This window comes from uncultured Bacteroides sp. (assembly GCF_910585845.1).
Classification (GTDB): domain Bacteria; phylum Bacteroidota; class Bacteroidia; order Bacteroidales; family Bacteroidaceae; genus Bacteroides.
The window spans coordinates 1-12,201 of the sequence record NZ_CAJUHF010000002.1 but is presented as its reverse complement, the minus strand read 5'-3'; the positions used below and the strand labels follow the sequence as shown (position 1 = coordinate 12,201).

General features: G+C 49.6%; 11 protein-coding genes and 2 pseudogenes. 6 read left to right on the top strand and 7 right to left on the bottom strand.

Going from position 1 to position 12,201, the window contains the following annotated elements:
* Positions 1 to 83 precede the first annotated feature (83 nt).
* Together QZ323_RS00860 and QZ323_RS00855 are read right to left on the bottom strand one after the other, a co-directional pair.
* A pseudogene (locus QZ323_RS00860) lies at positions 84 to 476 on the bottom strand (antitoxin HicB).
* Positions 477 to 489: 13 nt separating this feature from the next.
* Positions 490 to 723, bottom strand: a pseudogene (locus QZ323_RS00855) (type II toxin-antitoxin system HicA family toxin).
* Positions 724 to 1,442: 719 nt separating this feature from the next.
* On the opposite strand from QZ323_RS00855, the gene QZ323_RS00850 reads away from it, so the two are divergent.
* From QZ323_RS00850 to QZ323_RS00840, 3 genes are read left to right on the top strand one after another with little or no spacing between them, the layout of a single operon-like run.
* The gene (locus QZ323_RS00850) at positions 1,443 to 1,742 is read left to right on the top strand and encodes a caspase family protein (protein ID WP_294632181.1); all 300 of its coding nucleotides are present in this window, start codon (positions 1,443 to 1,445) and stop codon (positions 1,740 to 1,742) included.
* The gene (locus tag QZ323_RS00845) at positions 1,739 to 2,017 is read left to right on the top strand and encodes a WG repeat-containing protein (protein ID WP_294632027.1); all 279 of its coding nucleotides are present in this window, start codon (positions 1,739 to 1,741) and stop codon (positions 2,015 to 2,017) included. Before QZ323_RS00850 ends, QZ323_RS00845 begins: the two co-directional genes overlap by 4 nt.
* Positions 2,017 to 2,481 carry a WG repeat-containing protein gene (locus QZ323_RS00840; protein ID WP_294632025.1) on the top strand — a complete coding sequence of 155 codons (465 nt, stop codon included), beginning with the start codon at positions 2,017 to 2,019 and terminating at the stop codon, positions 2,479 to 2,481. Before QZ323_RS00845 ends, QZ323_RS00840 begins: the two co-directional genes overlap by 1 nt.
* A 61-nt stretch (positions 2,482 to 2,542) precedes the next feature.
* Here the strand turns inward: QZ323_RS00840 and QZ323_RS00835 are convergent, their stop codons facing one another.
* From QZ323_RS00835 to folP, 4 genes are all read right to left on the bottom strand, one after another.
* A complete protein-coding gene (locus QZ323_RS00835; RefSeq protein ID WP_294632023.1) occupies positions 2,543 to 3,862 on the bottom strand; it encodes a TldD/PmbA family protein in 1,320 nt (439 codons plus the stop codon).
* The gene (locus QZ323_RS00830) at positions 3,862 to 5,385 is read right to left on the bottom strand and encodes a TldD/PmbA family protein (RefSeq protein ID WP_294632021.1); all 1,524 of its coding nucleotides are present in this window, start codon (positions 5,383 to 5,385) and stop codon (positions 3,862 to 3,864) included. The genes QZ323_RS00835 and QZ323_RS00830 overlap by 1 nt, the downstream gene beginning before the upstream one ends.
* A gap of 227 nt (positions 5,386 to 5,612) precedes the next feature.
* The gene (gene cdaA / locus QZ323_RS00825; protein WP_294632019.1) at positions 5,613 to 6,377 is read right to left on the bottom strand and encodes a diadenylate cyclase CdaA; all 765 of its coding nucleotides are present in this window, start codon (positions 6,375 to 6,377) and stop codon (positions 5,613 to 5,615) included.
* Positions 6,378 to 6,438: 61 nt separating this feature from the next.
* Positions 6,439 to 7,308 (bottom strand): dihydropteroate synthase, encoded by an 870-nt coding sequence (folP, locus tag QZ323_RS00820; RefSeq protein WP_294632018.1) that lies wholly within the window; start codon positions 7,306 to 7,308, stop codon positions 6,439 to 6,441.
* 355 nt (positions 7,309 to 7,663) lie between these two features.
* Here folP and murF point away from each other — a divergent pair, with 355 nt between their 5' ends.
* Positions 7,664 to 8,962 (top strand): UDP-N-acetylmuramoyl-tripeptide--D-alanyl-D-alanine ligase, encoded by a 1,299-nt coding sequence (gene murF / locus QZ323_RS00815; protein WP_294632017.1) that lies wholly within the window; start codon positions 7,664 to 7,666, stop codon positions 8,960 to 8,962.
* Here the strand turns inward: murF and QZ323_RS00810 are convergent.
* Positions 8,957 to 9,364 (bottom strand): hypothetical protein, encoded by a 408-nt coding sequence (locus tag QZ323_RS00810; protein WP_294632015.1) that lies wholly within the window; start codon positions 9,362 to 9,364, stop codon positions 8,957 to 8,959. The genes murF and QZ323_RS00810 overlap by 6 nt on opposite strands.
* A gap of 159 nt (positions 9,365 to 9,523) precedes the next feature.
* Here QZ323_RS00810 and QZ323_RS00805 point away from each other — a divergent pair, with 159 nt between their 5' ends.
* Both QZ323_RS00805 and QZ323_RS00800 read left to right on the top strand, forming a co-directional pair.
* On the top strand, positions 9,524 to 10,894 hold the full coding sequence (locus tag QZ323_RS00805) for a sodium-dependent transporter (RefSeq protein ID WP_294632013.1): 1,371 nt from the start codon (positions 9,524 to 9,526) through the stop codon (positions 10,892 to 10,894).
* A 70-nt stretch (positions 10,895 to 10,964) separates the two neighbouring features.
* Positions 10,965 to 12,008, top strand: a complete 1,044-nt coding sequence (locus tag QZ323_RS00800) for a helix-hairpin-helix domain-containing protein (protein WP_294632011.1) — start codon at positions 10,965 to 10,967, stop codon at positions 12,006 to 12,008.
* Positions 12,009 to 12,201: the final 193 nt, after the last annotated feature.

Below are 12,201 nucleotides of genomic sequence, written 5' to 3'. Positions count from 1 at the left end.
GTTTCGCAAGTAACGTATGAACGGACTGAAAGTACAAGAAACAGACAACCCGTTCATACGTTACTTGCGAAACTTAAATCATATCATAATAAATTTATAGCTGCTAACTCCTTCGTTAAAGACTGAATGCCCCTCTGAATTTTCTCTAACTGCTACCTGCGAGGTTTGTGAACTCCGGCAGCATGGTGCCATAGCTGGCGTTCGTTAATTCCGGTAATCCGGCTCAAAGCAGCCTTGGTAAAGATGCTGCTATAATAGTTGATAAAAGTAGCAGCATCTATCTTAAATTTCAATTCAAACTCTCCTGACAAAATTTCACAAGGATTCGGATTATCTTCCAGATACAACTCAATTGCTTCCTTCATGTTGTCCTCAATCTCTTTCATGTCATTGCCTACAGTTATAACTGGAGCGCCTTCGATATAAGCACTCAAATTCTTTCCTGCATGTTCTACAATCACTTCTACTGTTTTCATATTACCTCCTTTTTTATAATCGCAATTCAATTCTGTTGACTATAAATTGAGAGAACAAGGGGGCTACTTTAGCCTGCCTCAAAGTGTTGTAATAAGTGCCTTTCTCAACGCCTTTGCTATTATGATTCGGAACAATAACCACTTTACCATCTTTTTCAAATTTCATGTGGCTACCTTTCTGGCTCTTTAGAACAAAACCGTTTTCCTACAACATAGTTACAACGTCTTTCACTGATTTGTAACTCATAGCGCTTTGGACTTAAATATTATGTAAATATAGTAATAAAACGAACACAAATAAAACTTTTATTCATTGTTTTACTATGAATATATGCAGTGCTCAGGGGTCGGACAACACTCAAAGCTGACGCCCACAATTACGAAGTTGCGGTTTATGGAAGCGCGGAATTTTAGGGCTTCTTTCCTATATATCCGACTTGAGGTCATGGAATCAATAGTAGACATCAAAGACATATCCGGCAAGATATAAGAGAATACTGCCATTCCTATTCAAAAAGAAACCATCCCCTCGCCATAGTATAAATAATATACAGGATAAAAAAGCCTAATGATCGCGCGCGGAATTTTTTAGGCATATAGTGAAACCTGACACTTTTGACACTAAAAAAGGGGTATGCATAAGCTATGATTTATGCATACCCGACAGAATCTTACGCAGAACAACGAGAGTAATACTCTGGTTTTCAAGGCAATAAAATTTTATCCAATGTACAGTTTCAGTATACATGATAAGACTCATACACAAAATTACCCTATAAAAACATGAAACCTACCTTGACAGTAAAAAAACAGAGAAAAAACGGACTTATATTAAAGAAATACTTATATTTGCAACGAATACTGGAATTGTTATTCCGCTTGCAATAGGAAGAAGTGTCTTCTTATTATGATAAAAGTATTTAAACATAAGAAAGGCGTTGTAATCCGAAAAACCTTCATCGGGTACTGGACGGCATAAATATAAATCCACAAGATGTAGTGTTCTTCTATTATTCCGGTCACGGGACACGCTCTATGCACGATAAATCGGATTATCCCCAGATGTGTCTGGGCCTCAGTGCGAACCGACAATCAGAGATGATCTCAGTAGAAGGTCTGGACAGGGAAATCGCCAAGAAAAAACCCCGGCTACGCCTCACGATCAGTGACTGCTGTAACTCTGTAGGCGAAAACGTCAGTCCGAAACTCGAAATCAGCAAAGGCGCATCCGTTGTCTCTACTTTGACAAATCCGGCAAACGGGTGATTGCTGCAAAATACAAAGCAGCACACGCCTTTTCCGAAGGATTAGCCTCAGTGAGTGAAGACGGAAAGAAATTCGGATACATCAACCCTAAAGGCGAGGTTGTCATCCCATTTATTTATGACCATATCACTCCATTCATCAATGGCACCGCTTCTGTGGGAATATCTGATGAGGTTGACGGCAAACTTGTCGAACAATACTTTGTCATCAACAAAAAAGGGGAAAGGATTTCTGAAATTTTCGAGGTTGGAGAGAGAATAAAAACGAGTTGTTAATGGTCGCCCGAAGAGGAGGAAAATACGGATTTATAAACAGCATAGGAGAAATCAGAATCCCATTCATCTTTGATAATTATAAATCTACCCGAGGATATGGTAAAGAGGCAACAGACCATCTGGTCGCAGTAGTCCAAAACGGGAAATGGGGATTTGTGGATACCAGTTCGGCAGAAGGCAAGATTGTGATTTCCCCCCAGTACAAAAGCGTAAACAGCTTTGTATTTGGAAGAGCGATAATCAATGACGGTAAGGGGTTATACTTTATAGACAAAAATGGGAACAAGACTACAAACCATTATAAAGATGTAACTCCATTCAATGCGAGCGGTTATGCCTTTGCCGAACCCATGAACGAGACAGACCCAACCCTCAGATACATCATTGACAAAAACGGTGGTATAATATTCTACGGTAACACTATACGAGAAGGGCATTTGACCAACCTCCGCCGAAAAAAATAATCCCGTCCCCTCACCATCAGGCGCGAAAGGACGGGATATTTATTTCATAAAAGCCTCCGGATCAAAGTCCGCTGAAGTCCACCCCTTCGAATACCAGCGAAGGAATCAGCCAGCTGCGGTCCTTGTGTGCATCATTGCCAATGGCAGCGAGCGAGCTCCACAAGGTGAGGAAGTTTCCGGTAACATTCATTTCATTGACCGGCTGGGTCAGCTTGCCGTTCTCTATCAGGAAGCCTTCGATGCCGTAGGAGAAGTCACCGGTGTTACTGTTGCTGTTGCCACCATTCAGACCTGTCACAAGGATGCCCTTGGAGACATCGGCTATCAGCCCGTTCAGGTCTTTATCGCCGGGCGTCAGTACCAGACGCGACGGACCGCTGATGGTAGGCGCTACACCCATCTTCTTGGCATTGTAGGTATCGAAGAAGTAAGTCTTCAGCACACCGTTCTCAAAAATCGGACAACGCTTTGTCGCCACACCTTCACCGTCGAAATAACGCGAACCGGTGGCACCTACGACGTGCGGATCGTCTATCAGGGTCAGTTTGTCGGAAACGACTTTCTGCTCCAGCTTGTCTATCAGGAAAGAGTTCTTCTGCTGCAAAGAAGAACCGTAGAGCGCACTCAGCACCGGATTGAGCATACGGCCGGAGTTCATCGGGTCTACAACCATCGTATATTTGCCGGACTGCACCTTCTTCTGCCCTAACTTGCGCAGCACACGCTCCAACGCCTTGGCACCGATGCCCGTCTTCGGCAGTGCATCGTAGAAGAGCGAACTTCCGTACCAATAGTCCGACGGACGCGCCTCGCCCTCTCCTTTGATTGCCACACTGGTGCTTACCGAATACCAGGTAGACTTGGATTCTCCCTCGAAACCGTTGCTTATCAGGCGGTAGGAAGCATTCTCACCGTCGCTGTAGGAACTCTCCACAGAGATGATGCGGCTGTCCTTGCCCAATGCCTCCTCGGCAGCGGCGCGGGCTATGGCTACCTTGTCGTCGGGACTGATACCGGAGATCCGGTCGTCGAAAAGCTTCAGGTCGGGCTTGCCGCCTTTGTAGTAACGCTCCGGATCGGGCAGCACTCGGAACTCGTCCGTTGCCAGATAGCGGGTAGACTCAATGCCATTCTTGATGAATTTCTCCAGCTCCGCCTTGTTCAGGCGGTTGGTGGAATAGTTTCCATAGCGACCGTCTACATAGAGATTGAGTCCCAAACCGCACTCGGAAGCCTGCTGCAAGCGATCCATCTTGGCATCGCGCAGTTCGAAAGAGGTGTTTGAGTTGGCATAAAGGATTACTTTGGCTGCCTGACAGCCATTCTTCAGGGCGAAGTCCATCGCCCACTGAGCCAGTTTCTTATTATCTTCTGTTATCATCAGTTTTCTCCTCCCACTGTTAGTTTACTTACTAAGGCCGACGGCATGCCGCAGGTGACGGGACAAGATTGTCCGTCCTTGCCGCAGGTCCACGTGCCGTTGTCTATCTGCTCGTTGCTTGCCACCATGGTGATGTCTGCCAATGCTTTCGGGCCATTGCCAATGATGTTGATGTCCTTGATGGGGCGCGTCAGTTTACCATCTTCTATCAGATAACCGAATTTCACGAAGAAGGTAAAGTCGCCCGCACCGATCTGTACCTGCCCGTTGGTGAACTGGTAGGCATAGATGCCGTTCTTCACGGTAGAGATGATGTCCGCTTCCGACACGTTGCCCGCCTCCATGTAGGTGGCACGCATGCGCGGAATGGGGATGCTACGGAAGGATTCGCGCCGTCCGTTTCCGGTGGGGGCTACCCCGTAGTATTTGGCACTGATGCGGTCGTGCAGGAAGCTGGTCAGTACGCCTTCCTTCACGATGTAGGTCTTCTGTCCTTCCACACCTTCGTCGTCGAAGTTGACCGCGCCGCGGTTGAAGGGGATTGTGCCGTCGTCCACCACGTTGATGCGTTCGTTGCAGACCTTCTTGTTCAGCTGGTCGGCAAAGATGGAAGTGTTCTTGCGATTGAAGTCAGCCTCGAAGGCATGTCCTATGGCTTCGTGCAGCAGGATGCCCGAGCCGCCCGCCGCCATCACTACCGGCAGTTCACCTCCCTTGGGCTTGACGGCCTTGAACATGATAGCCGTGTGATCCACTACTTCGCGTGCCAGCACCTCGATGATGTCGTCTGAGAGGAACTCGAAACCCTTGCGGTAAGAGCGGGCGGCATAATTGTTCTCCATGCGTCCGTTCTCCTCCATCACGCAGGAGACCATATAGGATACCATCGGGCGATAATCGTAGTAAATGATGCCTTCGGAGTTACAGAACAGGATATGCGAAGTCTGGTCGCTCAGGCTTGCCCGCACTTTGCGCACACGCTGATCCAAAGAGAACACTTTGTCGTTCAGCTTTTGCAGATAAGGTATTTTGGTTTTCAGGCTTATCTCTTCCCAAGGAGTCACCACAGCATAGTAGTCTCTCTCCGGCGTTTTCTCCTTGAAAGACATTGGTTTGCCGGCCTTTCCCGAAGAAGCGATGCGCGCAGCGGTACGTGCGGCACGCAGCATTTCATCCAAAGTCACCCCTTCCACGTAGGCATAACCGGTCTGGTCTCCTGCCAATACGCGCACACCCATACCGAAGTCGATGTTCGAGCTGCAATTATTCACTTGGCCGTCCATCAGGCTGACACTGTTGTTGAAGGTGTGTTCAAAATAGAGGTCAGCATAATCGCCGCCTTTTTCCAATGCGGCAGCCATCACTTTCTTCAAGTCCGCTTCCGTCACGCCGAAGTGCGACATCGCCGAAGCTACAGCAGATTGTTTGCCTTCCCTACTTAAAGGCCCCCGCACCAATGCACCGCCAGCCACCACGCCTAACACCGTCAGCCCGCTGGTTCGTAAAAAATCCCTCCTGTTCATTTTAGTACTCTTTCTATCAGTTAATAATTTAAGTTTCGTAATCGGAACTCTTTAGTTGGCAAGGTTTCAGTTGACAAGTTTACATGGAGTAGAGTACAGATTATAGCTCTTAGCTTGATGACAAGCAAGCCTTTTCCCCTTTTCCCCTCGTTTCCTCGTCCCCCTCGTCCCTTTTCCCCTACGAAAGTTGAGCTTGCGAAACTTGAGTTAATATATCTATCTGTTTATCAATTATCTTTCGTCAGCATGCTCTCCAGTTTCTCGGCGTTCAGCCGCAGGTAGAACTGTCCCTTATGGGCTACGGAGATGGAGCCGGTCTCTTCGGACACGATGATTGCCATTGCATCGGACTCTTGCGAGATGCCCATTGCCGCACGATGGCGCAGCCCCAGTTCCTTCGGGATGTCCAGATTGTGCGACACCGGCAGGATGCAACCCGCAGCCTTGATACGACTCTTGCTGATGACCATTGCCCCGTCGTGCAAAGGGCTGTTTTTAAAGAAGATATTCTCTATCAGCCGCTGGTTGATGTTGGCATTGATCACATCGCCCGTACGCACGACATCGTCCAGAGGGAAGTTGCGTTCGATGACAATCAAGGCGCCCACCTTCTGCTTACCCATGCTGATGCACGCCATGACCACGGGCATGATTTCGTCATGCTGCATATTCTCTTTCTTGTTCCCGGTAAAGAAACGCATCAGCGCACTGGCATGCTGGTGCGAACCCAACGTGAGCAGGAAACGCCGTATCTCGTCCTGAAACAGGATAATCAGTGCCACCACTCCCACGCTCACCAACTTGTCGAAAATAGAGCCGAGCAGCTTCATCTCCAGCACTTGGGATACGACCAACCAGATCAATATGAATACCAGGATTCCTGTAAACACATTGATGGATCCGGAAGCTTTCATCAGCTTGTAGGTATAGTAAAGCAGGAATGCAACCAGCAGGACATCAAGAACATCTTTTACTCCAATATCAAAAAACACAAGATTGTAGGATTTATGGTTTATAATTTATGATTTAAGTTCCCGCAAGCGGAACCTGAGTTTATGACTTATAGCTCCAGGAAGCAGCGGAGCGCATGGCTTCGACAATCTTCACGGTCTCCACGGCTTCGCGCACGTCGTGCACGCGGAGGATGTCGGCACCCTTCAGCAGGCAGATGGTGTCGAGAACCGTCGTACCATTCAGGGACTCCTGCGGAGTGGTACCCAACAGACGGTATATCATCGACTTGCGCGATACACCGGCAAGCAGGGGCAACTCGAACAAGCGGAATTCTTCCAAGTGGGACAGGAGTTCGTAATTGTGCTCCACCGTCTTCCCGAAACCGAAACCGGGATCGAGGATGATATCTTTCACACCCAAGTCGCGCAGCTGCCGGACTTTACGGGCGAAGTACATGAACACCTCCTTCAGCAGATTGTCGTAATGCGGGTTCTGCTGCATATTTTGCGGCGTACCCTGCATGTGCATCATGATATAGGGCACGTTCAGTTCCGCCACCGTGCGAAACATCTCCGCGTCCATCTCTCCTGCCGCAATGTCGTTGATGATGGCCACACCGTACTCCTCCACGCACATCCGCGCCACATCCGCCCGGAAGGTGTCGACGGAGACGATTGCCTCTGGGTGGATCTTGCGAAGGATGTCCAACCCCATGCGCAGACGGTCCATCTCTTCACGGGGAGAGACGTCCTCCGCATTGGGGCGCGAAGAGTAGGCACCGATATCGATGATGGCTGCTCCTTCATCCACAATCTGCCGGACGCGGGCAGCAATTTCCGCCTCGGTCTGCATACGCGAACCGGCGTAGAAAGAATCGGGGGTCACGTTCAGTATGCCCATGACGCGGGGAACGGAGAGGTCGAGCAGAGAGCCGTTGACATTGATATATTTAGAGGCTACTTCTTCCATGATTAGTCCTTTTTCGTTTATACCCTGCAAAAGTAACCAAAAAAGAGTATCTCGTTGCATGAAACATAAAAAAATCTTTTCGCCGGGACGGCACTTCGCAGCGGCTTGCGTCCTATCAGCTCTATGTCTGCTCCATACCCGCTCCATACCAAAGTACCTCCAAACGGAGAAACTACAGAGAAGATACGGAGCAGGTACGGAGTTGACATGGAACTGATGCGTCGGAAATCGCGGGCAGGCGGGAGAAACCGGTTGCAATTCTGCGTAACTTTTTCCCGCAAGCATGAACGCCTGTTTCCGATTTCCATTATCTTTGCACTGTTTTTTTACAGAATCGGAATATAAATAAATAGCTATGGATATCAATTCCCTTTACCGGATATTTCTGGAGTGCTGTTGCGTGACCACCGACAGCCGCAACTGCCCCGAAGGTTCTTTGTTCGTCGCACTGAAAGGTGATAACTTCAACGGCAACGCCTTTGCCGCCAAAGCACTCGAAGCCGGAAGCCGGTATGCCGTAGTGGACGAACCGGAGTACGCTCCGGACGGAGACGCACATTATATCGTAGTGGACAATTGCCTGAAAGCCTTGCAGCAGCTTGCCAACCACCATCGCCGGCAACTGGGTACCCGCCTCATCGGCATCACCGGCACCAACGGCAAGACCACGACCAAGGAGCTGATGGCTGCCGTACTCTCGCAGTCCTACTCCATCCTCTATACGCAGGGAAACCTGAACAACCACATCGGAGTGCCCCTCACCCTGCTACGCCTGAAGCCGGAACACGAACTGGGCATCATCGAGATGGGTGCCAGCCATCCGGGCGATATCAAAGAACTGGTGGACATCGTCGAACCGGACTACGGAATCATCACCAACGTAGGGAAAGCGCATCTGGAGGGTTTCGGCTCTTTCGAAGGTGTCGTCAAGACCAAAGGAGAGCTGTACGACTACCTGCGCTCACGGAACAACGCCACCGTCTTCATCCATAACGACAATGCCCACCTGAAAGGGATAGCCGGAGGACTGGAACTGGTCTCCTACGGTAGCGAAGAGGGGTTGTACGTCAGCGGACACGCCACGGGCAATTCCCCTTACCTCACCTTCGAATGGAAAACGGACGGAGCGGATAAGTACCGCGAAGTACGGACGCACCTCATCGGCGAGTACAACCTGCCGAATGCGCTTGCCGCAGCCGCCGTGGGCAGCTTCTTCGGCGTGGAGCCTGACAAGGTGGATGCCGCCTTGTCTGCCTATGTCCCCCAGAACAGCCGTTCGCAACTGAAAGAGACTGCCGACAACACGCTGATTATCGATGCCTACAATGCCAACCCCACAAGCATGCGGGCTTCGCTCAGCAACTTCCGCAACATGCAGGCCGCGAACAAGATGCTGATTCTCGGCGAAATGGGTGAACTGGGCAAGGAGAGTGCCGAAGAACACCAGAAGATTGCCGACTATCTGAAGGAGAGCAGGTTCAGCGATGTAGTACTCGTGGGAGAGAAGTTTGCCGCAGCGCGTCACGACTATCCGACCTTCCCGACCGTGAAGGAGCTGATTGAAGAACTGAAGCAGCACAAACCCTGCGGAAAGACGATCCTCATCAAAGGGTCACACTACACGAAACTGGAAAGCATTATCGGCTATTTATAAGCCGTCCTCTTTACTTCGCTTTATGATCCGCGGTCGCAGCAGGAAGTAACCGACCGCGGACGCCAAGAGCGCTCCCGTAGTATTGGCGGCAAAGTCCAGCCAATCGCCTCCACGGTAGGAAGTGCAATACTCCTGAAGCAGTTCCACCACCCCACTGAACAACACGGGACACACAAACGCCCCTACCCATGCATGCCACAAGGGGGAGGCTTCTCTGCGGTGCGCCCACAGAAATTCCAGCCACAACATGCCCGACATGCCCATGTACATGCAGATATGCACCACCTTATCTATATGGGGAATACGTTCCAAGCCCGTCGAAGGCGGCTTGAAAAACGACAGATAAATCACCGTCAATATGATCAGCAACGATGTCGGATATTTCTTAATATAATATAGCATACTCCAAAATAAAGAACAATATGTGCACAAAAGTACAGAACATTTTCTATATTTGCGCATTTTAATAAGGAATAATAACGGAATGAAAGATTTATCTATCTTTTTATGACAAATGACAACATATGACAAATAGCAACATATAACAACAGAACCTTTTTTATGACAAATAACAACAGAGCCAACTTTGGAAGCAAAATAGGCGTCATACTTGCTTCGGCAGGTTCCGCAGTCGGTTTGGGAAACATTTGGCGGTTCCCCTACGAAACCGGCAATCACGGAGGCGCAGCGTTCATCCTTATCTACTTAGCCTGCGTGCTTGTGCTGGGCATCCCGATCATGGTGTCTGAATTTCTCATCGGTCGCCGCTCGCAGGCCAATACGGCAGGCGCCTATCAGAAACTGGCACCACGCACGCACTGGAGTTGGGTAGGACGCATGGGTGTATTGGCGGGATTCCTCATTCTGGGCTACTATTCGGTAGTGGCAGGCTGGACATTGGAGTTCCTCATAGAGGCTGCCTCCGGCAGTTTCGTCGGCAAAACCGCTGCCGATTACATCAGTTCGTTCACCACTTTCTCCACCAACCCCTGGCGACCGCTCGTATGGTTGGTCTTGTTCCTGCTCTCTACCCACTTCATCATTGCAAGAGGCGTGGAAAAAGGTATCGAGAAATCGGCAAAGATCATGATGCCGATGCTGTTCATCTTACTGCTCATACTGGCGGTGTGCTCCTTGTCGTTGCCGGGAGCAGGTACCGGAGTAGAGTTCCTGTTGAAACCGGAATGGGAAAAAGTGAATGCCAGCGTATTCCTGGGCGCTATGGGACAAGCATTTTTCTCACTGAGCCTAGGCATGGGATGTCTCTGCACGTATGCCTCCTACTTCAAGCCAGACACCAACCTGACGAAGACGGCTTTCAGTGTCAGCCTCATCGATACGTTCGTGGCGATACTGGCAGGGCTTATCATCTTCCCGGCAGCATTCTCGGTGGGTATCCAGCCCGATGCGGGACCGAGCCTCATCTTCATCACGCTACCTAACGTCTTCCAGCAAGCCTTCAGTGGCGTACCGTTGCTGGCCTACGTCTCTTCCGTCCTGTTCTATGTGCTTCTGGCGGTTGCCGCACTCACTTCCACCATCTCCTTGCACGAGGTCGTGACGGCATATCTGCACGAAGAATTTCAGCTGAGCCGCAAACGCGCGGCAAGTTTGGTGACGGGCGGATGCATATTTTTGGGCATACTCTGTTCGCTGTCGTTGGGCGTAGGCAAGGAGTACACACTATTCGGGCTGACGTTGTTTGATTTGTTCGATTTTGTCACGGCAAAGATTATGTTACCGTTGGGCGGCTTGTTCATTGCCCTCTTCACCGGATGGTATCTGGACAAAAAGATAGTCAGGGAAGAAGTCAGCAACAAGGGTACGCTGAAGATGCCGTTCTACAAACTGCTGATATTCATATTGAAATTTATAGCTCCTATAGCCATAGCCCTCATTTTCATCAAAGAGCTTGGTTTCCTGAAGCTATAGGGGAGCTGTAGAAGAGTGATAGAAAAGTTAATAGGAAAATTATAGAAGAATTATAGAAAAGTTATAAAAGATGCATAATCCATTCAAAGAATTCTTCTACTTCTCCCAGCGAGAAAAAAAGAGTATCCTGCTCCTCATGGTTGCGATTGGTATCGTCTTTCTCGCCGGAAGTCTTCTATCTACGTGGAGACTACAGGGATACGCCGGTTCAACGGAAGCGCTGGAGCCCGACACCACCTCTTGCAATTATCAGACGTTCATGGCTTCCATCAAGGTCCAAGAGCATACACAGAAGAGGCAGTATATAAGAAGGCAGTACACCGCAAGGGAATTCCCCGATAATCCATACTTTTCTGACAGACGGGATGAAGAAACCATCCCTTTAACCTTGTCCCCCTTCAATCCGAACACAGCAGATTCCATCACCCTTCGCCAATTGGGTCTGTCTGCACGGACGACGGCAAACCTCCTGAGCTACCGTTCCAAAGGCGGACGGTTCCGGAAAGTGGAAGACATCAGGAAGATATACGGCATGACGGAGGAGCAATACGCCACCCTCGCCCCCTTCGTCCGCATCGCACCGAAAGATACGGTACGCGGCATGCGACAATTGTATACATCCTCCGCCACCTCAGCAATCCGGACTATCACAGATGTCCCGACTACATCTTCCGCTTTATCCGCTACATCCGCCTCACCTGCCGAAAGCAGGAAGTATCCGTCCGGTACCATCGTCTCCCTGAACCTTGCCGATACCACCGAACTGAAGCACATCCCCGGCATCGGGAGCAGTATAGCCCGCCTGATCGTGAACTACAGGTCGCGCTTAGGCGGCTTCTACCGCATAGAACAGCTGGAAGAAATCCACCTTGACTATCGGCAGTTGAACGACTGGTTCAGCATCGACACGACCTATATCCGCCACATCAACCTGAATAACGCCAGCATGGAAAAGCTGCGTTCCCACCCTTACATCAGTTTCTACCAAGCCAAAGCATTCGCTGAATACCGCAAGAAGAAGGGACGGCTGACAAGCCTCAAGCCTTTCTCCCTCCACGAAGAGTTTACAGCGGAGGATTTGGAAAGAATCAGTCACTATGTTTGCTTCGAGTGAAGTAAAACGTTTATTAATGAAGTTACGCTGGGTCCGCAGATTCAGCATGACCTATAGCAGTAATCCCTTGACCAGTCGACCCAAACAGGCTGTATTTTACCAAAAATGACAAAGCCGCGTGCCTCAGATTATTTTTTCGGTTCTTCGTCACTTTTGGGGCAACCCAATATGCAAAACGCCTTTATCTATGGAT